Below are 21,675 nucleotides of genomic sequence, written 5' to 3' on the forward strand. Positions count from 1 at the left end.
GTTCCCTGAGTCCTGTCTTCACATCATCACCCTATGAAGATCGCCCTCTTCACCGAAACGTTTCTACCCAAAGTTGACGGCATTGTGACGCGCCTCAGCCACACGGTTGACCACCTGCAACGGATGGGCGATCGGGTGCTGGTGTTTTCCCCCGAAGGCGGGCTCTCTGAATATCGGGGCGCCAGGATCTGCGGTGTTCCGGGCTTCCCTCTCCCCCTTTACCCCGAATTGAAGCTGGCTCTGCCCCGTCCCTCGATTCGGCAGGCGTTAGAAGACTTTCAGCCTGATCTGATTCACATTGTTAATCCCGCAGTGCTGGGACTGGGTGGCTTGTACTATGCCAAATCGCTGGAAGTACCGCTTGTTGCTTCCTACCACACCCACCTACCAAAATATCTGGAGCATTACGGGCTGGGAATGCTGGAAGGGTTAATGTGGGAGCTGCTGAAAATGGTGCACAACCAGGCACAAATCAACCTCTGCACCTCGACTGCAATGGAAGAAGCCCTCACCAGTCATGACATTGAGCGGGTGGAAGTCTGGCAGCGCGGCGTCGATACTGAACTCTTTCGCCCAGATCTTGCTAGCCAGGAAATGCGATCGCACCTCTCACAAGGAAACCCGGACGCGCCTTTGCTGCTCTATGTGGGGCGACTGTCGGCGGAGAAAGAAATCGATCGCATTAAACCCATTCTGGAAGCAATTCCCAACGCAAGACTGGCTCTGGTGGGCGACGGCCCTTATCGGCAGGATTTAGAGCGAATTTTTGCCGACACGCCAACTCATTTTGTGGGATATCTCACGGGCGAATCTCTGGGAGCAGCGTTCGCTTCATCGGATGCGTTTATCTTCCCTTCCCGCACTGAGACATTAGGACTGGTTTTACTGGAAGCAATGGCGGCAGGCTGTCCCGTGATTGCAGCAAACGCAGGCGGCATCCCCGATATCGTTACTGACGGGGTAAATGGCTATCTATTTGACCCAACCGATGATCAGGGGGCGATCGTCGCCACGCAACGCCTTCTCGCCAACCGGGAAGAACGGGAACTGCTGCGCCAAAATGCCCGCCAGGAGGCAGAACGCTGGGGTTGGGCGGCCGCGACTAGACAACTTCAGGGCTTTTATCGATCAGTGTTAGCCGCGCATTCGCTTCCCTCAGCAGCGTAGCATGGTATTTTTGGCCGCAGAATTATTTAGCGCAGGCAATCTGGAAACGCTGAAGCTGTTACTGCCTCTTGCCGGATCGCTGCTAGGAGTTTTGCTGACAGGGGCGATCGGTCTAGCAACCTACTCTTGGCAGGAAAATACCAAACGCAAGTCGGAACTGGTAGAGCGGCGACAGAAGCTGTATGAGGATCTGAACAGTGCGCTGTTTGGGCTGATCCTGGCAAAGGCGATCGAGGACCGGCGACGCATTCTGGCAGAAATCGAAAAGGGCTGGCTGTTTGCTTCTGATGAAGTGCTGGCAGCCCTATTTAAGTATATGGAGACCTACGATCGCCACTGGACAACAGCATCAGGAGACATCCAGAAGCTGATTCGCGAAGACGAAACTGTGCGGCGCGATATCGAACAGGGCATGGCAGAGATTTTCCTGGCAATGCGGCGTGATTTGCGCGATACTCGCCTTTCTGATGCGATGGCAAAGAACTATATGCACTTTTATAACTGCGGGATGCTAAGCCAGGAATCTGATGCACTTTGAATCACGACTATCCACCAAACTCTGATTTGCCCAGCGAAGAAGCAAGAGGACATTGATAGCGCGTCACAATCATTGTTGTAGACAACTGCTCATTAAGCGCCCCAGAAATTTTCATCGCTGAATCACGATCTAAATCTATATCAAACTCCAGACTTTGAAGGCTTGCAGAACTCAAAGTCCCCCATAATTGGGGGATTTGGGGGGCTAAAACACCTGAAATCTTCAAGAAACAGTTTGCATCTGATCCTGGCGCATCCTCTGCAGGAAGGTCTTGAGTCGATCGCTTTGGGGGTTGGTCAGCACGGCTCTGGCATCGCCTTCTTCGGCAACTCGTCCCTTATCCAGGAACATGACGCGATGAGCGACTTCGCGGGCGAATTGAATTTCGTGCGTCACGACCACCATTGTCATGCCATTTTCGGCAAGCTGCTGCATTACGGCAAGCACTTCGCCGACCAGTTCTGGGTCGAGAGCAGAAGTTGGTTCGTCAAATAGCATAACGCTGGGTTCCATACAAAGCGATCGGGCGATGGCAACGCGCTGCTTCTGTCCGCCAGAAAGTTCGTCGGGATAGGCGTCTGCTTTCTCCGACAGTCCGACTTCTTCCAGGTAATAGTGCGCCCGCTCCACGCACTCGCGCTTGGGTCGTCCTAAAACTTGCTGCGGAGCCAGCGTCAGGTTGTGAACCACCGACAGGTGCGGAAACAGGTTGAACTGCTGAAACACCATGCCGACCTGCGAGCGAAGCTGCCGAAGCTGGCTACTGCTCAGGTTGGGATGGGAAAGATCCATGCCGTTGATCTCAATTCGTCCGCCGTTAATGGTTTCTAAACGGTTGAGACAGCGTAGCAGTGTACTTTTGCCGCAGCCCGAAGACCCGATCACAGCAAGGACTTCGCCTCGGTTGACATATCCACTAATGCTTTTGAGAACTTGAAGAGCACCAAAGTTTTTTTCAACTTGGTCGAATTGAATTGCGCGGGTAGCTGTCAGGCTATTTGTCATAACAATTACTCAAATGGGTTCACTCAAACCTACGGCAGAAGCAATTTGGACTTTAGACGGAGTAAAGTTTTTTGCTATTAGACCATTTATAGAAGAAGTAACTGATGATTTCGATCTTCTGGAAGGAGGATTTTGAGAGGATTTTGATCAGTTTTTCAGGTAATGATGACGATTTTGTCGTTGCCTGTTTTGGTCTAAAGGGCGATTGAGGATCGGTTGAAACCGTTGCTGTACCTCTACTCTGTATCAAATTAAACAAAACGAATTCTATGAAAATTAAAGGATTGAATCGCTGGCGATCGCTTCTCTCAGGGTTGTGCTGTTTCCTGCTCATTTTAGTTGTAGGAACGGCTCATGCAACTGCGCCACGCTCCTTAACCGTTGCCATTGAACCTGTTTATGCTCCGTTTGAATTCACATCACAATCCGGTGAACTTCAGGGATTTGATGTTGATGTGATTCGGGAAATTGGAAAGGCATCAGGATTTGATGTCGAGTTTCAAAATATTGCCTTTGACGGCATGATTCCGGCTCTACAAGCTAAATCAGTTGATGCCGCGATTGGGGCAATGACGATTACGCAAAAACGGGCGGAATCCGTTGATTTTTCTCGCCCTTACTTTAAGGCAGGTTTGGCAATTGCCGTCAAAGAAGGCACGCAGGATATCACCCGTCTTGAAGATTTAGACGGCAAAAAAGTAGCCGTGCAAATTGGCACAACCGGAGCCGAGGAAATCAAGAAAGTGCCAGGGGCACGGGTCAGCACGTTTAATGGCTCTGCTCTGGCTCTACAAGAGTTGAGTAATGGCAACGTGGATGCGGTGGTAGCGGATGCGCCGATTATGCTCTTTGCTCTGAATACAGGGAATATCAATGGACTAAAACTGACGGGCGATTTGCTCAGTGAGGAGTTTTACGGTATTCCCACACCGAAAGGATCAGAAAACCTTCAGCTCATTAACCAGGGATTAGGCAAAATTCTTCAGAACGGAGCCTATGAGCGAGTCTATCGCAAATGGTTTAACACCGCGCCGCCCCAATTGCCGCAAGTAGCTCCTGTTCTTGCCGCCGCGCAGCAGGCAGGTTCCCAGCAGCAGGGTGGGTCACAGCAGCAGACCACCCGATCGATCGGTTGGCTCGGGACAATCCTGAATGCGATGCCGACGCTGCTGGCAGGTGCGGTGGTGACGGTTGCGCTGGCTGCTATTTCAGTGGTTGTAGGGCTAGGGTTGGGGTCGCTGATTGCGATCGCTCGTCTCTCGAAGGTGAAGCCGATTCGCTGGCTCGCCAGAGCATATATCGATTTCTTCCGGGGCACACCGTTGCTGGTGCAGCTTTTTATGGTGTATTTTGGCATCCCGGCAGTGCTTCAGGGCTTGGGCCTTCAGTTTTCGTTCGATCGATTCCTGGCGGCGGTCGTAGCCCTAAGTCTCAACGCGGCAGCTTATATGGCTGAAATTGTGCGCGGTGGCATTCAGTCGATCGAGGTGGGTCAAACCGAGGCGGCTCAATCGCTGGGGCTAAACTCAACTCAAACCATGCGCCACATTATCTTCCCGCAGGCGCTGCGGCGGATGCTGCCTCCACTGGGCAACGAATTTATTACCTTGCTCAAGGACACCAGCTTAGTCGCCGTAATTGGTTTCGAGGAACTGTTCCGGGAAGGACAGCTCATCGTAGCGACCACCTATCGTCCGTTTGAGATTTATGCTGCAGTTGCGCTGATTTATCTGCTGCTGACGCTGCTGTCGTCGCAAGCGTTCAGCTATATCGAGCGAGCAATGAATCCCGTTGCCCGTAGACGTGCCCAGCGCGAGAGAACCGATCGAGTTCCGGCTGGGGCGGTGCGTCAGCGTTAGGGGTGGTTTAAGAAAGGGTGGGGAAGGAGTGGATGAGCGTGAGAAGTGCTGGGAACTCCCCCTACCCTCCCTTAAAAAAGGAAACCGAATTGATGCAGGCATTCCCGTGGCAACAGAACGTTCTAACGTCTCAAAGTTCCCTGGTGGAAGGGGGGATTTAGGGGGAGCTCAAGCCTTTAAACTCCAACTGAAAGCCTGCTTAAACAGCCTTCTAGATACACGGCTTTCAAAGTCACCTTGTCACCTTATCCTGCTTTTTATCTCCATGATCTAAGGTGAAGATAATTTTCTATCAGGCATTGCCATGATCGATTTGTATTACTGGCCCACTCCCAACGGTCACAAAATCACTATCTTTTTAGAAGAAGCAGGATTGGAGTATCGCATTATTCCAATTAATATTGGTGCGGGCGATCAGTTTCAGCCAGACTTTCTCAAAATTGCGCCCAATAACCGAATGCCTGCGATCGTGGATCACGCTCCTGTAGACGGCGGTGAACCGATTTCTTTATTTGAGTCCGGGGCAATTTTGCTGTATCTCGCAGAGAAAACCGGACAGTTTATTCCGGCAGAGCTGCGCGGACGAAAGGCAGTTTTAGAATGGCTATTCTGGCAAATGGGCGGATTGGGCCCAATGGCAGGTCAAAACCATCACTTTGTACAGTATGCCCCGGAAAAGTTGCCCTACGCGATCGATCGTTATGTGAAAGAAACGCATCGGCTGTATGGGGTTCTCGATCGTCAGTTGGCGCAGCACGAATTTGTGGCGGGGGCTTACTCGATCGCCGATATGGCTTGCTATCCGTGGATTGTGCCCCACGAGCGACAGCAGCAAAACCTGGAAGAGTTCCCCAACGTGCAGCGATGGTTTAACGCAATTCGCGATCGAGCGGCGGTGGTGCGTGCCTACGAAAAAGGGCAACCCTTCAGCAATCCGAGCGCAATGACCGAAGAAAGCAAAAAGATTTTGTTTGGTCAGACCGCAAAATCTGGGCAATCGGAGCAGTAATGCTTCCAAAGATCACAGCATTTCCAGAGCCACTGGACGAGACGGCGGCGGAAAGAGGGCATCGAGTTCGTGCAAATCTGCGGCAGATAGCCTCAGGTCAAGTGCGGCTCGATTTTGCTCAACGTGGGCGAGATCGCTGGCTTTGGGAATGACGATCACATTATCCTGGTGCAGTAGCCACGCGATTGCCACTTGAGCAGACGTAACGCCTAACCGTTCCGCAATTGCCGCAAGCTGTCGGTTTTTCAGCAAGCGACCCTGCTCAACAGGCGAATATGCCATGATCGGAACGCCGTGCTGCTGACACCAGGGCAACAGATCCCATTCAATGCCGCGTCGCATCAGGTTGTACAGCACTTGATTGGTGGCAATCGATTCTCCACCCGGCAGCGATCGAGCTTCTTGCATATCAGACAGATCAAAATTGCTCACGCCGTAATCTCGGATTTTTCCGGCTTGCTGAAGCGTCTGCAATGCGGCCAGGGTTTCAAACAAGGGAACTGAACCGCGCCAGTGGAGTAAGTAAAGGTCTAAATAATCAGTTTTGAGACGGCGCAAACTGCGTTCACAGGCAGCGATCGTTCCTTGACGGCTGGCGTTGTGCGGGTAGACTTTGCTCACTAGAAAAACCTGCTCCCGACGACCCGCGTTAGCTTTGCTCCACGACGTGAACGCTTCTGCAATCACTTCCTCTGCGCTACCTTCGCCATACATTTCAGCCGTATCAATCAGCGTAATTCCCAGCTCTATGCCGTGCTTCAGGGCATTTATTTCGGTTTGGCGATCGCGCGATCGCTCTCCCATCTGCCAGGTTCCCATGCCTAAAACGGGAATCGATTGACCTGAAGGCAAAGCAATAGCTTTCATGATTTCTCTCCGATTGGTGGATTGCTTGCTGAATCGCTGAACTTTTAGAAGAAAGGTAGAACAAAGGAAAGGGTTAAGACGTATCGATCGGTCTTGAGTGATTCTAGGAACGATAAATGTTTGGATAAATCATTTGATCGCACTTGAGACAGTAAAATCGCGATCGAAATTCTGAGTCCTTCTAGAGAAGTTTTTTTCTGCCTATTCCCTAACTATGGATAGAGGTATTGTTTTACTACTAGCCTTTAGTTTATAGGAACACCGAATAAACCAAGCCAGGTTATATTCATGTTTTAGCCTCTGCCTGTAGGTGGGGGCTAAATTTTTATGGAAAAAGCAATTGTTATAAAAACAATCATTATAAAAAATCAACCACAATATTAATTGTTTCTAAGTTATTGAGCTCGCGACATTGCATACATTGGCATTGTGTTGAGCCTATGGTATTGTGTTAAGCCTAAAAAAATATCTACTTTTATCTGGAGCACAAAAATATAAACAAAATAAAGGAACAATTCAAAGCAAAAGCCCCTGCAGTTGCAGAGGCTCCAGTTATATTATTGCTGAACTATTATTTATCTAAGCTGTTACTGAATGTGGCTGAAGTAGACTGCTAACCCTTGACATCTGCAGGATATGCTGCGTAATTGTTACGCATGATGTTCTGGTTCGTTTTTATTCAGTCCGATTCAGCATTTGAGTGGTAAAGCTCAATTTCGCTTAGTAAGCACCACGACGAGCGATCGAGTAGTAGATGAACAGAGCAATAATCGCGCCGATGATTGCAACAATGACACCAGGGATGCTCAAACCTGCTGCGGTAAGGGAAAGCGATCCAGTCGTGAGCAGATTGTAGACGCTGCCGCCAACAAAAGCACCAATAATTCCCAAAATCATGGTTCCCAGAATGCCGCCGCCCTGATGACCGGGATAAATTGCTTTAGCCAGTGCGCCAGCGATCAAACCTAATACGATCCAAGCCAGAATATTCATCTTGATTCTCCTTGTGAAAACGAGTAATGAAAGATTGAACTTTTGCGTTTCATTACACATAAATTTAACAGCTACCGAGTGCTGTCTGAACTATCGGAAGAAATAAAACCCTTCCCACAAGAGGGATAGTTGCAGTGAGTCCGTTCTCTATCAAAACACTGAGTAATAACGGGGTGGGAAAGGCTGCTCTATTCACAAAGAAGGATGGAAATCCAGACGAGACACAAAATTCGGTTTGTGCAGGGGAAAAGACGAATTCAGGGGAATGGCAGTTTACCGAATCAGCATCGCATGATCATTCTGCTTAGCATGACCATTTTGCCTGGCATCATAATTTTGCCTGGCGTTACAATCCTGCCCATTGAATCAGCAACGCCAGACCGATCGCCACAACTGCGCCAATGAGCGTATTGAGAATGTTCACCAGTTCATTGGTGAGCCAGTCAAATTTAGTTTGCAGCGTTGCGCCGATCACGCTTTCTAGATTAGTTGCAATCAGGGCAGCAACCAAGCAGATCGGGATGCCAATCAGCGGAATCAGCGATAAGCCCCAACCGACTGTTGCGATCGCAGCAGCACCCAGAATTCCGGCGATCGTTCCTTCCAAGCTGACGGCTCCTTCGGTTCCACGAGCAACGGGCTGAAAGGTGGTAATGAGAAAGGTGCGCTTCCCATAAGCCTTACCGACTTCACTGGCGCAGGTGTCTGACAGTTTGGTACTCATGCTGGCAACGTAGCCCAAATACAGCAGCAGCACGGTATTTCTAACCCACAAATCGCTGTGATCGGCATAAAAGGTTGTCATCGCGTAAGTTCCTAGTGCGCAGAGGGTTGCCACCAGAGCCGATCCCCAAACGTTTTCGGGTCCTCTTGCGCCCGATCGCTTTTCGGCAATTCCGGCGGCTTCTTTTTCTGCCATGCCAATACGTGTGACGGCTGACCCCACCAGGAAGTAAAACAGCATTAGCCCATAGCCGCGCCAGCCTAGCGTGCCCCATAGCGCAACCCCCAGCACCCAAGCATGAACGTATCCCGCAGGCGTGAGCAATTTTTTGGGCAGCAGCCATGCCACACCGAGCAGCAGCGTGTTGATCAGGATTGCGACCAGCCAGGGCATTAGCGTATTGAGCAGAACAGGGGAAATTGCCATGAGTTGTTTCCTTGAGTGCTTCTTTTGGTCGATCGCCTAACGGGTTATCAAACTCATTTTGGCTACAGAATGACCTGATGAATAAGCTTAGAATAATTTTTTGAGTGAGTTTTCTGTTCTAAAGAAATGTAAGACAGCGTGTGCTCTTTAGAACAGCAGAGTCAAGAACAGCAGAGTAAGCAATCTGATTGCCTGAATTCCCCACCCTTTTAATCAGGAGTTAACCCGATGGATTCTGTCTTATTTCACTTGGCATTCCCTGTCGGTAATCTTGCCCAAACGAAAGCGTTTTATGTCAGGGGTCTGGGCTGCACTGCCGGACGCGAGAATGCTCAATCGATCATTTTGAACCTTTATGGACATCAGCTTGTTGCTCATCTCACTGAAGAACCACTGACTCCGCAGAAGGGTATTTATCCACGACACTTTGGCTTGGTCTTCATGCAGGAGTCTGACTGGGAAGCCTTGCTAGAGCGGTCACAGCAGCAGGGGCTAATGTTTTATCAGCAGCCAAAGCACCGTTTTCGAGATTCGCTCCTAGAGCATCGCACTTTCTTTTTGCAAGATCCCTTTCATAATCTGATGGAATTTAAGTATTATGTTCATCCTTCTGCGATTTTTGGTGAGGCGCAGTTGGCTCGAATCGGCGATCGATGATGACGCGCTCTTTGAACAGCAGCCTAGAGCAGGTTGCCTGGTAAACTACTTGGCAAGCTACTTGGCGATCTGCGGATAAGTAAAAAGACATCATTTAATCAAAAACAATGAAATTGCCATCTGCAAGGGCGATCGTCTTGATCGTCATCAGAACTGGTATTATCAGTCTGCATTCATTCGCTGTATTGATTTGGGGTGATGCTGGACTGCAAATCTGCAAGAGATCCTGAAACGCCAGCTTCTGCCAGTGATGCCTCTGTTCCATGAAACTGCAAATAACGGAACTGCGAAAAACGGTTCGCTTTTATTTAGAAGACATTGAAACTGCGATCGGTAAAGCAATTAATTTGACGATCGTGGGGCTAGTGCTGTTGTCTTCCGCCTGCTTTGTGGCAGAAACCTATCCAATTCCCCAACCGGTGCGGCTAAAGCTGAATTTCCTTAACACGGCGATCCTGATTCTGTTTACGATCGAGTATCTGTTGCGCCTCTGGAGTGCCGAGCATCGCGTTCGCTTTTTCTTCAGTCTTGCGTCTTTGATTGATTTAGTCGCGATTCTACCGTTTTTGTTTACGGCGATCGATATTCGATTCATCCGCATTTCTCGCTGGTTTCGGATTTTACGCCTCCTGCGGTTTGTTGAGGGGAAGACAATTTTTGGTTATGTGAGCCGCGAAGACAGCGTGATTTTTGCTCGAATTTTGCTCACGCTATTCACAATTATTTTTATCTTTTCTGGCTTGATTTACCAGGTTGAACATCCGCTCAATCCCGATCGCTTTACGACCTTTTTAGATGCAGTGTATTTTTCGGTAGCAACGATGACAACCGTGGGATTTGGTGACATCACGCCGATTTCTCAGACGGGAAGATTGCTGACGGTGCTGATGATCCTGACCGGCATCGCGCTGATTCCCTGGCAGTTAGGCGATTTGATCAAACAGTTGATTAAAACGTCTAATCAGGTTGAAACAATTTGTGCAGCGTGTGGTTTAGAGAGCCACGATCGCGATGCGAAATTCTGCAAAAATTGCGGTCATTCGCTAATGCAGGTGAAATCTTCTCAAGCTCACTTTTAACGAGATGCCATTCCTTAAACGCTAGCTAGGCGATCGTCTCCTATGGGATTTGCTCTCCTTCTCAGCCTGCTCCTGCTGCTCTCCTGTTGGGGGCGAGGAACCCTGGACCTGGATCCCGACTCTTGCTTCTAAGGGGAGAAGGAGTCGGGTTCTGCGAATAAAGGACAAACTGCAAATTGATGTCCGTCTATTGAATCATTTCTAAATCAATTAAGGAAGGTTTCCTGCAAAGACGATCTCTGCCCAGGGTGCGGTTATCCCTTGAATCTCTATTTGTTAACTTCAGCACAGATTGACAGGGCGTTTTTATTTCCGTCTTTCTGTAATTTTTTTGTAAATGAATCAGGAGATGATTTATGACTTTTACCGCCGACCAGCAAACGAATGAAGCATTACAAATGTTCCAGGGTTTTGATGCTGATACTCAACTCGCGCTGTTGTGGTATGGCTACCTTGACCTGAAAGATCAGCTCACCCCGACAAACGACCCGGCTCAGCACGCGATTTCTCGATCGCTGGTGGATCAAATTCAGGCTCTCTCTCCCGAAGAGCAGCTCGAAGCCCAGCGCAATATTATTGCTTGCGCCGATACGGATGTCAGCCATGCTTACAGTGCGCTCAGCTCCAGCGCAAAACTTAGCTTCTGGCTCCAGCTTGCTCAGGCAATGGATGAGGGTTCTGTGATTCAAGTTCCTTCGGATTATCAGCTTCCTTCTGAAACCGATCGCTTTAGTGAATCGATCAAGAGCCTCGACTTTGAGCAGCGCATTAACTTTTCCCGCAGTGCAGTGGTGGCAATGGGCGCGCAGCCGATCGATAGATAATGTAGAAAGAATATAGTGCGAGAGGATGTAGCGCGTTTTTGATTAAAGGGGGAAATTCCTGATACCGACGAAAGCCGGAATTGGGTTTCCCCCGATTTTTAGTTCAGATTTACTCTTCAAATACATCCCTATCCTGCGGCTGATGCACCTTTCCTGCCCGCTTCAGTAGCTCATCAGCGCGATCGGGATGCTCAAAAATTAAGTCCAGCAGGTCATATTCATGCAGTCCGGCTTTGTGGGCGTAGTAGCGCACCTGAGACATAATGCGCGGCTCGGACTGGCGTAGATACATACTAAGGCAAGCCAACGCCTGTGCAGAAAGACTGCGTCCTAAAAAATAGGCGAGAGCAGTCAGGAGCTTGAGTTCGTATTCCGGTGGCGGGTTTAGCGTGAGAGGCTGGGAGTTGGGCTGAGAGTTGGGCTGAGTCATAGGTGAATTGCGTCAATTTGAATCAATCTTGCTTTTAATCATCCTGCGATAAGTTTGGCTTTGAGCAAAGCGATCGAATTTCTTCTTGCAGTGCCTAAATTTATTCATGCAAAGATTCATGCAAAGATTCGATCGATGTTGACCTAGCAATCTCGCCGCTATTGCTTTCGGCATTTTTACACTCTGTTCTGTGCGCTCAGCAGGACGTTGATAACAGAACGTTGATCGATCGCTTGATGCATATGATGAGTGGAAGAAATGGCATTTTGTGGGTTTACAGGATGCTGGCTCATGTTAATTCAATAAATTACCCTCGCAATTCACCCTTGTAATTTAAAGTAATCGACGTTGATGAGTCTGGCTTCCTTTGATGAATTAAGCTGTAACCGTTCGATTGTTACAATTTCTCAACCACGGGCAGAGGCTTTTGCGGATTTGAAGCGACACACTAACCCATAGTTACTCTGTGAATGTGTAAGTTGAGTAAAGCAATGCAGACCTTTCACAATTTCATGGACTTGATGCCGCAACACGCGGAAATTGGAGAGCAACAGTCCGATGGCTACCGTCCGGTTCAGCTTACGCTCAACAATACAATCATTCACTGTCAATACTATGCTGCAAAAACAGATGCCGCAAAAACAGACAGTGCCGACGAAGCGGTAGAAAAAACAACTCAGGGAGTAATTTGGGTTGGTGGTGTAGGTGGCGGTTGGGACAGTCCGGCACAGCAGCTTTATCCGCGACTGGCGCAGATTTTATTGCGATCGGGCATTGATTCTTTGCGGGTGCGCTACCGTCAGCCAACTCAACTCGACCTCTCGGTAATGGATGTGCTGGTGGGAATCCGATTTTTGCAGGATCAGGGCATTGAGGCGATCGCCCTCGTTGGACATTCATTTGGCGGAGCGGTAGTCATTCAGGCGGCGGCGGCGACATTGGCGGTAAAAACGGTTATTGCCCTTGCGCCCCAGTCCTACGGCACGGAAGCGGTTCCCGAACTGGCATCGCGCTGCTCGCTGCTGCTGCTACACGGCACGGCTGATCCAGTGCTGTCTCCTACCTGCTCAAAGCAGATTTATCAGCACGCCCTTGAGCCAAAGCAGCTCATTCTCTACCCGGACGCTGGCCATGGTTTGGATGAGGTTGCGGATGAAGTTGAATCAGTCGTTCAACATTGGCTGATCGAACAGCTTAATCAAAATATCGAGTAGCCACCCTAAACTGCGAACAGCAGCACGAATGAAAATCTATTTTTGAGTCAGACGATGATGGAACTAAGATGGGGCAGCAGCGATCGAGCCAAAGACCTTTTAAAGGGGCAAACCGCTCCTTACGCCAGCGGCTTAATTGGCGCGGAGAGCCTGCGCTTGCTTTTGCGCCGACGGCAGTAGTTTCAGGTGTGCTTGCTTTTGTCGAAGTGCTGTCCCAGTAGCGGCTACTGTTTGCATCTCTGGCATTCAGCGCGTTTTTGATTTATCTCGATCCACAGCACGGAACGAATACTGTTCGCACCCTGACCATTTCTCACTTAATGGCAGCCATGATCGGCTGGGTATTGTTGCTCTGCTTTGGTAGCGGATATCTTGCGGCAGGAATTTCTCTGGTGATGACCATCGTGCTGATGATTGTTCTTGATGTTGTTCATCCGCCTGCCGTTTCGGCTTCCCTCAGCTTTGCTCTTCGTGCCCACAACGAAACGCACCTGATTCTATTTTTTCTGGCGATTGCGGTGACGGCGACACTCGTTTTACTGGAACGAATTACGCTTTGGATTCTGCCAGCATACGATCGTTCTTCCTGAACCCTCAAGATACAACTTCCATTTTGTCCCGGCTTCTAAGCAGAGATGGCAAGTCTATCTTCCTTTTTATCATCGGCGATTCAAATTTATCTTGTTGCCGATGAAACTTTTGTGTTGAAAATGTTTCACACTTTTGCTGTTTCACCATAGAATGATTGACATATCACTTCATTTCTGGTTAATCCAATATGACAGCAGCAACCCGTGGACGATCGAAAGCCGTGAATGTGAATAAACAGTCTGTTGAACAAGCAGGGTCGTATCTTCAAGAATTGCCGGAAAAACCGAAAGAGAATTTGTCGTTGCGTGAGGCAGTCGGTCAATTGCGTGACCAAATTCAGGCGGCTCTGGCAAAAGGCTACAGCTACGATGATTTAGCAAAAATGCTGACTGAGAAAGGAATCGAAATTAGCGCGACCACGCTCAAGAGCTATGTACCCGCAGGTAGGCGGCAGTCCAACAAAGACAAAACTGCTGCTCCCAAAACCCGCACACGCCGCACTCGCAAAACTGATGATGCAGAGATAGATACTTCAGAGGCAGCCGAAGCGGAAACAGAAACTGCTGCACCTGAAGAGACTGAGGAAGCTGAGCGGAAACCGATTCGTCGCCGCACTCGCACTGCAGCTGCCAGTGCAAAAGAAGGTCAGAGCAGCCGTGCAACTGCCAGTAAGCCAGCGACTCGTTCTACGCGGGGTCGGCAAAAGCGCAGCTAAGCCTCACTTTATTTCTTCAATCAGGCCTGAATCATGGCAACGGATCTCTCCCCTGCTGCGATTCCCGACTTTGTTCATGTGCTATCGCAGGCAGCAAAATCCTATCGTGTGTCCGCTCAACCGACTGCAAATCAGCAAGCGGAGCCTTCTGGAGAAACTGCGATCGATCGTCCCCCAGCCGAGGCAGTGGTTCAAGCATTGCTTCAGGCAGAACTTGCTGCAAAACAGCAGCGACTTCAGTATCCGTTCGCGGATTTGGTGGGGGAATGGCGGCTCTGTTTCACCACTGGCGTAAAAAAACGCTCGCCCTCCAAGGGACAAACGAAAGGACAAACACGAGGCGGCACTCGCTTAAAAAAAGGAGTTTACCTGCCGCAGTGGACTCCTGCTCAGATTGGCTTTTTTGCTGCTCCAGAAGCAGTGGCAGCGGGATTTGGGCAGGGCATCATCACGAATCAAATCAGCCTGGGTGCAGTGCGGCTCCGGTTTACAGGTCCAGCAAAGTATCTGGGCAAGAAAAACTTGCTTGCCTTCGATTTCACGCAAGTTGCCATCGATTGTTTTGGAAAAACAGTCTTCCAAATCGGATTTCGCGGCGGGCAAACCAAAGCCGCAGAGTTTGAACAGAGGCCTATTGCCAAGCTGCCGTTCTTTGCCTTTTTCAGCGTAACGCCAGACTGGATCGCAGCGCGAGGACGAGGCGGCGGTTTAGCCCTATGGATTCGCGAAGATTCGAGCAGTAGCCATGATTGATTCAACTGATAATCATCTGCGGCAAATCCTCACGCAGACGCAAACGATCGCCGTTGTAGGGCATTCCGATCGCCCTGATCGTCCCAGCTATCAGATCGCCCATTTTTTACGTCAGGCGGGCTATCGCGTCTACCCGGTGAACCCGGCACTTAATGTGATTGAGAATCAGCCCTGCTATCCCACGCTCAAAGCAGTTCCAGAGGCAATCGATCTGGTGAATGTGTTTCGGCGATCGGAATTTCTGCCAGAGGTGGTGCAGGAGGCAATCGAGATTGGCGCGAAAACAGTTTGGGCACAGTCGGGAATTTCTAACCCTGTCGCGGCTCAGATGGCAGCCGACCACGGACTAACCTGCCTGATGAATGCCTGTATCAAAATTGAATATTTGCGTTTGGGGCTGAGTGGGCGATCGCGTTAGTGTTCCGCTTGATGTTGTAGCCGCTATCGCTCTAGCGCTGAACCGTTGGGCAATACAGTTTTGTCTAAAATGGCATGACTTAAATTAAGGTCAGCGGGAGTGACATGGCTGAGCGATGCCCATTTCAAAATCGTTTTTGTGAATATTGTATCTGTCAAATTGGCACGAATCAGTAAGGCAGCACTGAAATCTGCCTCGGTTAAATCTGCTCTGCTCAAGTTTGCATTCGTTAGGCCTGCACGATCCATCAGGACGTGGCTAAAGTTGACCCGTTCTAAGTGCAATCAATTCAACTTTGTGCTGCTCAGGTTTGCTTAATCAAAATTTGCGTCGTTGAGTACAAGGTCTGCAAGATTAGCACCTGCTAAATCTACTCCGGTAAAATCCCGTTCACCTGCCTGATATCTTTTTTGTAATTCAACAGCGTCCATAGTGAATGCGTTACGACTTCTGGCTCATCCTAATATTTATACTGACTAATGTTTATACTGAACCCCTCCTATCCACTGGTTCAGCTAAAAAACTGATACAGTCAGGAAGATGTTCTTGCAGCTTTGCACGGCTCTGATAGTTTTCTGATTATCGGGCAAGTCAGCGGCGAAGCGCTGTCTATCGGGGCAGGGTATCTATTGGGAGCAGGATGTTGAGCAATGCGAAACAGTTTCCACTTCAGGATAATTAGCTTATGTTTCGTCTGTTCTATTTTCCTTTGCTCATCCTACTGTGCCCCGCCCTTGATCAGCGTTCACTGACACTTCTTTTGTTTCTCCCCAATGATTCCAGCCAATGATTCCAGCAATCAATCTAACTGAATATCCCTATGCTTCGGGTCGGCGAGTCGTGATGGGCTGCAACTATGCGGCAGCAACTAGTCAACCGCTTGCGGCTTTAGCAGGCATGGAAATGTTTTGGGCAGGCGGTAATGCGATCGATGCGGCAATTGCAATGGCGATTGCTCTCACCGTTGTAGAGCCGACTTCTAACGGCATTGGTTCAGATGCGTTTGCGCTGGTGTGGGATGGACAGCTTCACGGGCTGAATGCGTCGGGCAGAAGTTCGCAAAATCTGACGATCGATCGCTTTGAGGGCATGACGCAAGTGCCGGATTTGGGGTGGTTGTCTGTCACCGTGCCGGGAGCGGTTTCTGCCTGGAGAACGCTGTGGGAAAAGTGGGGCAAACTGCCGTTTGAGCAGTTATTCGCGCCTGCAATTCGCTACGCCGAATCGGGTTTTCCTGTGTCCCCGGAAACTGCCCGTGCCTGGAAATGGACCGAGTCGCTGTTTGCCCACGCAACCGAACCGGAATTTCAGTGGTTTAAGCAGATGTTTTTACCCCAAGGACGATCGCCCCGTGCCGGAGAAATTTGGGGCAGTGCGGCACATGCAGAAACGCTGCGCGACATTGCAGCCACCGGGGGCGAAAGCTTTTATCGCGGGAAGCTGGCTGAGCGAATTGCGGCATTTGCTTCCGATACGGGCGGCTTGCTTACGCAGGAGGATTTGTCGCAGCATCGCGCAGATTGGGTGCAGCCTATTTCCACAGATTACCGGGGAATAACGCTGTGGGAAATTCCGCCCAACGGACAGGGAATCGCCGCGCTGATGGCGTTGAATATTCTGGAAGGATTTGATTTATCAAAACAGCCCCGCGACTCGGTAGACAGTTTCCACTGGCAAATCGAATCGATGAAGCTAGCCTTTGCCGATGTGCATCAGCACGTCAGCGACATTGAAACTATGCAGGTGCAGCCGCAGGACTTGCTGGATAAAACCTATGCGGCGCGGCGACGTCAGTTGATCGGCGATCGTGCCCTATTTGCCAGCGCTGATCTGCCTAAGGGTGGCACGGTGTATCTGGCAGCTGCCGATCAGGATTTCATGGTGTCGTTTATTCAGTCGAACTACATGGGCTTTGGCAGCGGCATTCTAGTTCCCGAAACGGGCATCGCGCTGCACAATCGCGGCAGAGGCTTTACCCTTCAGCCCGGACACGCAAATCAGGCTGCCCCCGGGAAGCGTCCGTTTCACACGATCATTCCCGGTTTTCTAACGCAGGGCAATCAGCCGATCGGTCCGATGGGCGTGATGGGGGCGCACATGCAGCCACAGGGACATCTGCAAATGATGGTCAACCTGAGAGACTATGGCATGAATCCGCAGGCTGCCCTCGATGCCCCGCGCTGGCAGTTCACAAACGGCAAAACGGTGTGGCTAGAACAGACCGTAGCCCGATCGATTGCTCTGGGATTAACCGATCGAGGGCATGACATTCGCCTGACCGCAGAAGGCCGAAGTTTCGGCAAAGGACAAATGATTGTGCAGCAAAATGGTGTGCTAATTGCTGCTTCTGAACCCAGAGCAGACGGATTGGCACTAGTGGGATGAAGCGGGCGGGACGGATTGCGGTGATGCCTAGGGAACGGGTTGCGGTGATGCCTGGGGGAATCTTGCTTCGACTGCTTTGAGGCGATCGTCGATGGCTTTTACCTGCTCACCTAGCTCGATCACCAGTGTGGCAAGGCGATCGAACTGGGCAGAATTCGTCTGGGCTTGGGAAGGAGGAGCAATGCGAGGAGCCGATGTCACCGGGGCACGGCTGACGCTCCCGCCTATCTGAGCCTGAAGCTGACTCACCTGAAGCCGCAGGGCAGCCACCTCTGAGGAAAGCTGATTCAGCCGAAAATCCGACAGTCCAAATTGTGCCGGGGCGGGCGATTGCCACAGCAGGGTCAACAGTGCTGCAAGGATACTGATCACCCCAACAAAAGTCCACTTCTTTTGCGGTAATTTCTTTTTCATTGTCCTGGTTCTAAGTCTTGTTCTGTAGAGCAGGCATTGCCCAATAAGAGCCACAGGTGAAAAACTAGAAATTAGAAAAACTAGAGATTAAAAAAACTGAAGATTAGAGTGCAACTATAGCAAGCCTGCACAACCCAGGACATCTCTCTGTTGTAAGGTACTGTTGCAAAGCACTGTTGTAAGGCAATCGAATAAAACACAGCGTTAAATAAAAACACAGCGTTACGGGTAAATTCAGAATTAAGTAACCTGTGCCCAACTGCAAAAAATCTTCAATCGATCGACTGACCATCCCGCCTGCCCAGCTCATACACGCCGCAGCCAATACAGGCCAGAATGCCCACACTGATCGCCCAACTGCGACCTAAGCTCAGCTCCATCAGCCAGTTACAAATTCCGCCTGCGCCCAAAAACGGCACAATACTCAGCAGTGATGCATAAAAGGCATTCTGGGATTCGCGTCCTTTACGGGTGCGCTCGTATTCAGCCGAGGTGTAGAGCGATCGATCGGCAAAGTTCATCCATCGGGTCAACTGCTCCATTACCCATTCGCCCACCGGAAAGAAGCCTAGATAAAGAGCCAGCGACCAGAGCGCAATTCCAGTTAAAAGGACAGTATCGAGACGAATCGGAAATGGCAGCAGATCTGACAGCATGGCTAAATCAATCTTGATAAACAGCAATCAATCCGGCAAATTTCTTTATGAGTTGTAATTATCTTAGCTCGATCGCTGCGATCCCCCGCTCAAAATCTGCTTTAATTTCGCAGTTCGATCTGCGCGACCACCTGACCATGATCCGACTTCCAGACCTCTACAGGATGATCCATTAAACTTTTATCCATCAAATGATCATTCAGCACCGAGACATATTTGACGTGCCCGATGTGCCTGGGATTTTGCAGCATAAACTCCTGACTCACCAAAATATGGTCCAAACTTTCATAGTGGGCATCGTGTATATGCGTGTAATAAAAGTCGCCGCGAGTCTGTCTTGCCTGAATCTCTTTTGCAGAATAAAGCAGCACATCCCACACGGCCTCTTTATACTCATGCTGCCAGTCAGGGTCGGGGGGGTCTCCTGAGATCAGGCGCGATGTCACTGCTCGATCGCCATCATTAATGTCGCCCATCAAAATGACCGGATGCCGAGTTTTTTGCAGGACTTCAACCAGCAGCACCCGCAATGCAATCGCCTCAGCTGCTCGCTGAATTAGGGCACGGGTTTGTCCTTTCACAATTTCGATCGGATCATGCCGATCTTTTCCTTCTGAAATCACAGGACGCTTCGACTTGAGATGCACCACGATGACGGTACAAACCAGGGAATTGGTAATTGCAACCTCAGCCTGAATTACCGGACGCGCGAAGCGATCGAGCGGAATCAGTATGTCTTCTAAATCAAATCTTGCAGCCGCCGGAAAGCGATCGATGACTTCGTATCGAAGGACGGGAAACCGAGAAACCAGTGCAACTCTTGGCTTTTCTCCGTTAGGATCGCCTGTGATCAGCGCTGCACCTTCGTAAGTTGGTATTCCTGTCAGGACTTCTTCTAAGGCCTCCTGATGAAACACCTCTTGAAATCCTACGATGTCTGCCTGCATCCGGTTGAGCTGTGCCGCAATCCATTGCTTTTTCCGCTCATATTCGGCGATGCTATAGCGACGGTTTTCGTAATAAGGAATGTTGGGCAGTAGCAGATTATAGAGATTAAAGGTTCCAACGCGAAAAGAATGACGCATGGGGTGGCTTCAGGCAGGTTCACTAGAGATTACTATAGCGAACAAATAAAGCTCATACCGAATCCACGCACCGGGTCTTATTCGATTTATCTGATTGAGCTTCAGTTCTAATAGGACGACCCCCAGCTACTCGCTAACCGGGGGCACTTCGTTTTTACAATCACTTGTTGTGCGTGAATTATGGCAATTCGATCGCCAGAAGACAATCTCACCAAAGAGAGAAAGATTGTTCAACCTACAGCGAATTAGCATGAAAAAACCATATATCGGTATACGTTCCAAAAGCATTCCAACATTATTTCAAAATCATTGGATAACGATCATTCCTGCTTCTACTTCATCAAACGTAATCTGCCCCTTTGGATAGTTGGTACTTCTTTCAGCATTCTTTAGCATCAAAACGCAGCCAAATTCCCCTCAGCGTGGTTTATTGCATGATTGTGGTTTTGAAAGTGCGTTTCACAAACCCGTTCATTTGCTCATTCGCTGACCAATCCATTGACTAATTCGCTCACTGATTCAAAGGCTGATTCACGGCTGTTTCGCAAACCCTTACTTAAGTAAAGACCTCTATCTAAGGAGCTGGCATGGGCTTTTCCGCTTTATTCTGGATTTTCATTGTTATTTCAACCCTTCAACCCATCATTCAACGCAGAGTTGTGGAGTCCCGTCGGCTAGGCTCGATCCAAACCTTTCAACAGAAGCGGCAGAGCCGTACGATTCTGCTCATTCATCGGCAGGAATCCATCAGTCTGTTGGGAATTCCTCTTTCGCGCTACATCACGATCGAAGACTCTGAGCAAATTTTGCGGGCGATTCGCCTGACCCCGCCTGATGTGCCGATCGATCTGATTCTGCATACGCCTGGAGGACTGGTGCTTGCCACCGAACAGATCGCTAGAGCCTTGATTCGCCACCGGGCAAAAGTCACCGTCTTTATTCCCCACTATGCAATGAGCGGCGGCACGATGCTGGCTCTGGCAGCCGATGAAATTGTGATGGACGAAAACGCAGTGCTGGGTCCGGTCGATCCGCAGCTTGGCAGCATTCCCGCAGCCAGTGTAATCAAGGTCGTTGAAGAAAAGCCGATCAGCGAAATTGATGATCAAACCCTGATCACGGCAGATATTGCGCGTAAAGCGATCACCCAGGTTCAGCGATTTGTTCGCACCCTTCTGGCAGACGAATTTCCTCAGAGAAAGATCGCCCCGGAACAAGTCGAACGAATTATTGATGCCATTACGACGGGCAAAGTTACCCACGATTATCCCATTACGGTCGAAGAAGCAAAAGACATGGGATTACCGATTACCGTTGGGCTGCCCAAAGAAATCTATCAGCTCATGGATCTTTATCCACAGCCGATGACAGGTCGCCCCTCAGTGCAGTATGTTCCTCTGCCGTTCCAACCCCGCCCGATGCCCCTTCCCGAAGGCGCAGGTGCAAGAGCCGATCGCTAACAGGGTCTTGCTTCATAACAGGGTTGCTGATCCAAAAACCCCTAGATTCTTAGAGAGACAGATCCAGGTCGGGCAGCTCTCGCTCTCGGTAGTGTAAACATTCCTGGCATGGACCCATCGGATTCACGGCGCAGCGCATATAGCTCGATCGGGCATTAAACTGACAAGTCAGGTCGCCAATCATGTAGCCGATGCCCTCGACGTAGTGATGGTCGGGGGAAAGTCCCAATTTGGGCAGCCCGCGTGTTGAAACCGATTCCATCGCCAGTTGCAGACGTTCCTGTGCTTGAGCATCTGCCCGACGCAAAATCCAGAGAGAAGCAAGAAATGGTGTTAAACCCACAATAAAAATGAAGAGTGTGACTATCACAGCAGTTTTTAAAGTGGTTGGATAAGTTGATGTAGC

Annotated in this window: 26 protein-coding genes; 15 read left to right on the forward strand and 11 right to left on the reverse strand. The window is 49.8% G+C overall.

From position 1 onward, the window contains the following. The first annotated feature begins 33 nt into the window (after positions 1 to 33). Entirely contained in the window at positions 34 to 1,167 is a 1,134-nt protein-coding gene (locus NDA02_RS07315) for a glycosyltransferase family 1 protein (RefSeq protein ID WP_190792937.1), read from the forward strand. 1 nt (position 1,168) lies between these two features. After that, a complete protein-coding gene (locus tag NDA02_RS07320; RefSeq protein ID WP_190792938.1) occupies positions 1,169 to 1,705 on the forward strand; it encodes a hypothetical protein in 537 nt (178 codons plus the stop codon). 7 nt (positions 1,706 to 1,712) lie between these two features. Here NDA02_RS07320 and NDA02_RS07325 read toward each other — a convergent pair whose 3' ends face one another. Then, positions 1,713 to 1,931 (reverse strand): hypothetical protein, encoded by a 219-nt coding sequence (locus NDA02_RS07325; RefSeq protein ID WP_190792939.1) that lies wholly within the window; start codon positions 1,929 to 1,931, stop codon positions 1,713 to 1,715. Then, complete coding sequence (locus NDA02_RS07330) at positions 1,928 to 2,710, reverse strand: amino acid ABC transporter ATP-binding protein (RefSeq protein ID WP_190792940.1); 783 nt, start codon at positions 2,708 to 2,710, stop codon at positions 1,928 to 1,930. Before NDA02_RS07330 ends, NDA02_RS07325 begins: the two co-directional genes overlap by 4 nt. A 269-nt stretch (positions 2,711 to 2,979) precedes the next feature. Here NDA02_RS07330 and NDA02_RS07335 point away from each other — a divergent pair, with 269 nt between their 5' ends. Further along, positions 2,980 to 4,569 (forward strand): ABC transporter permease subunit, encoded by a 1,590-nt coding sequence (locus NDA02_RS07335; protein WP_348254716.1) that lies wholly within the window; start codon positions 2,980 to 2,982, stop codon positions 4,567 to 4,569. A 304-nt stretch (positions 4,570 to 4,873) separates the two neighbouring features. Continuing rightward, complete coding sequence (locus NDA02_RS07340) at positions 4,874 to 5,578, forward strand: glutathione S-transferase N-terminal domain-containing protein (protein WP_190792942.1); 705 nt, start codon at positions 4,874 to 4,876, stop codon at positions 5,576 to 5,578. A gap of 12 nt (positions 5,579 to 5,590) precedes the next feature. On the opposite strand, the gene NDA02_RS07345 is transcribed toward NDA02_RS07340, so the two are convergent. From NDA02_RS07345 to NDA02_RS07355, 3 genes are all read right to left on the reverse strand, one after another. Then, a complete protein-coding gene (locus tag NDA02_RS07345) occupies positions 5,591 to 6,445 on the reverse strand; it encodes an aldo/keto reductase (protein WP_348254717.1) in 855 nt (284 codons plus the stop codon). A 720-nt stretch (positions 6,446 to 7,165) separates the two neighbouring features. Continuing rightward, positions 7,166 to 7,438 (reverse strand): GlsB/YeaQ/YmgE family stress response membrane protein, encoded by a 273-nt coding sequence (locus tag NDA02_RS07350; protein WP_190792944.1) that lies wholly within the window; start codon positions 7,436 to 7,438, stop codon positions 7,166 to 7,168. Positions 7,439 to 7,784: 346 nt separating this feature from the next. After that, complete coding sequence (locus NDA02_RS07355; RefSeq protein WP_348246134.1) at positions 7,785 to 8,588, reverse strand: TIGR00297 family protein; 804 nt, start codon at positions 8,586 to 8,588, stop codon at positions 7,785 to 7,787. Between the two features lie 228 nt (positions 8,589 to 8,816). Here NDA02_RS07355 and NDA02_RS07360 point away from each other — a divergent pair, with 228 nt between their 5' ends. The 3 genes from NDA02_RS07360 to NDA02_RS07370 all read left to right on the forward strand — a co-directional run bounded on the left by NDA02_RS07360 (position 8,817) and on the right by NDA02_RS07370 (position 11,148). After that, a complete protein-coding gene (locus NDA02_RS07360; protein ID WP_348246132.1) occupies positions 8,817 to 9,245 on the forward strand; it encodes a VOC family protein in 429 nt (142 codons plus the stop codon). A gap of 263 nt (positions 9,246 to 9,508) precedes the next feature. Further along, complete coding sequence (locus tag NDA02_RS07365; protein WP_348246130.1) at positions 9,509 to 10,324, forward strand: ion transporter; 816 nt, start codon at positions 9,509 to 9,511, stop codon at positions 10,322 to 10,324. A gap of 356 nt (positions 10,325 to 10,680) precedes the next feature. Beyond that, positions 10,681 to 11,148 carry an orange carotenoid protein N-terminal domain-containing protein gene (locus NDA02_RS07370; protein ID WP_190790617.1) on the forward strand — a complete coding sequence of 156 codons (468 nt, stop codon included), beginning with the start codon at positions 10,681 to 10,683 and terminating at the stop codon, positions 11,146 to 11,148. 109 nt (positions 11,149 to 11,257) lie between these two features. Here the strand turns inward: NDA02_RS07370 and NDA02_RS07375 are convergent, their stop codons facing one another. Then, positions 11,258 to 11,578, reverse strand: a complete 321-nt coding sequence (locus tag NDA02_RS07375) for a hypothetical protein (protein ID WP_190790618.1) — start codon at positions 11,576 to 11,578, stop codon at positions 11,258 to 11,260. 491 nt (positions 11,579 to 12,069) lie between these two features. Between NDA02_RS07375 and NDA02_RS07380 the strand changes: the two genes are divergently transcribed. The 6 genes from NDA02_RS07380 to NDA02_RS07405 all read left to right on the forward strand — a co-directional run bounded on the left by NDA02_RS07380 (position 12,070) and on the right by NDA02_RS07405 (position 15,269). Next, complete coding sequence (locus NDA02_RS07380) at positions 12,070 to 12,792, forward strand: dienelactone hydrolase family protein (RefSeq protein WP_190790619.1); 723 nt, start codon at positions 12,070 to 12,072, stop codon at positions 12,790 to 12,792. Between the two features lie 54 nt (positions 12,793 to 12,846). Beyond that, positions 12,847 to 12,972 carry a hypothetical protein gene (locus tag NDA02_RS07385; RefSeq protein ID WP_277879046.1) on the forward strand — a complete coding sequence of 42 codons (126 nt, stop codon included), beginning with the start codon at positions 12,847 to 12,849 and terminating at the stop codon, positions 12,970 to 12,972. A gap of 59 nt (positions 12,973 to 13,031) precedes the next feature. Continuing rightward, entirely contained in the window at positions 13,032 to 13,382 is a 351-nt protein-coding gene (locus NDA02_RS07390) for an HPP family protein (RefSeq protein ID WP_277879048.1), read from the forward strand. A 188-nt stretch (positions 13,383 to 13,570) separates the two neighbouring features. Beyond that, entirely contained in the window at positions 13,571 to 14,098 is a 528-nt protein-coding gene (locus tag NDA02_RS07395) for a hypothetical protein (protein WP_190790620.1), read from the forward strand. 33 nt (positions 14,099 to 14,131) lie between these two features. Beyond that, positions 14,132 to 14,851, forward strand: coding sequence for a hypothetical protein (locus tag NDA02_RS07400; RefSeq protein WP_348254719.1), 720 nt, complete (start codon positions 14,132 to 14,134; stop codon positions 14,849 to 14,851). After that, positions 14,844 to 15,269, forward strand: coding sequence for a CoA-binding protein (locus NDA02_RS07405; RefSeq protein WP_190790622.1), 426 nt, complete (start codon positions 14,844 to 14,846; stop codon positions 15,267 to 15,269). Before NDA02_RS07400 ends, NDA02_RS07405 begins: the two co-directional genes overlap by 8 nt. Before the next feature lie 23 nt (positions 15,270 to 15,292). Here the strand turns inward: NDA02_RS07405 and NDA02_RS07410 are convergent, their stop codons facing one another. Then, a complete protein-coding gene (locus tag NDA02_RS07410) occupies positions 15,293 to 15,553 on the reverse strand; it encodes a pentapeptide repeat-containing protein (protein WP_277879047.1) in 261 nt (86 codons plus the stop codon). 502 nt (positions 15,554 to 16,055) lie between these two features. On the opposite strand from NDA02_RS07410, the gene NDA02_RS07415 reads away from it, so the two are divergent. Beyond that, positions 16,056 to 17,654, forward strand: coding sequence for a gamma-glutamyltransferase family protein (locus NDA02_RS07415; protein ID WP_348254720.1), 1,599 nt, complete (start codon positions 16,056 to 16,058; stop codon positions 17,652 to 17,654). A 27-nt stretch (positions 17,655 to 17,681) separates the two neighbouring features. On the opposite strand, the gene NDA02_RS07420 is transcribed toward NDA02_RS07415, so the two are convergent. From NDA02_RS07420 to NDA02_RS07430, 3 genes are all read right to left on the reverse strand, one after another. Further along, on the reverse strand, positions 17,682 to 18,068 hold the full coding sequence (locus NDA02_RS07420) for a hypothetical protein (RefSeq protein ID WP_190789754.1): 387 nt from the start codon (positions 18,066 to 18,068) through the stop codon (positions 17,682 to 17,684). A gap of 272 nt (positions 18,069 to 18,340) precedes the next feature. Continuing rightward, positions 18,341 to 18,724, reverse strand: coding sequence for a hypothetical protein (locus NDA02_RS07425; RefSeq protein WP_190789755.1), 384 nt, complete (start codon positions 18,722 to 18,724; stop codon positions 18,341 to 18,343). Positions 18,725 to 18,825: 101 nt separating this feature from the next. Beyond that, on the reverse strand, positions 18,826 to 19,809 hold the full coding sequence (locus NDA02_RS07430) for an endonuclease/exonuclease/phosphatase family protein (protein WP_190789756.1): 984 nt from the start codon (positions 19,807 to 19,809) through the stop codon (positions 18,826 to 18,828). Positions 19,810 to 20,396: 587 nt separating this feature from the next. On the opposite strand from NDA02_RS07430, the gene NDA02_RS07435 reads away from it, so the two are divergent. Beyond that, a complete protein-coding gene (locus NDA02_RS07435) occupies positions 20,397 to 21,269 on the forward strand; it encodes a hypothetical protein (protein ID WP_190793030.1) in 873 nt (290 codons plus the stop codon). Between the two features lie 49 nt (positions 21,270 to 21,318). Here NDA02_RS07435 and NDA02_RS07440 read toward each other — a convergent pair whose 3' ends face one another. Next, on the reverse strand, positions 21,319 to 21,639 hold the full coding sequence (locus tag NDA02_RS07440; protein ID WP_190793029.1) for a DUF6464 family protein: 321 nt from the start codon (positions 21,637 to 21,639) through the stop codon (positions 21,319 to 21,321). Positions 21,640 to 21,675: the final 36 nt, after the last annotated feature.

Source organism: Leptolyngbya sp. ST-U4 (genome assembly GCF_039962215.1).
Lineage (GTDB): Bacteria > Cyanobacteriota > Cyanobacteriia > Elainellales > Elainellaceae > Leptolyngbya_A.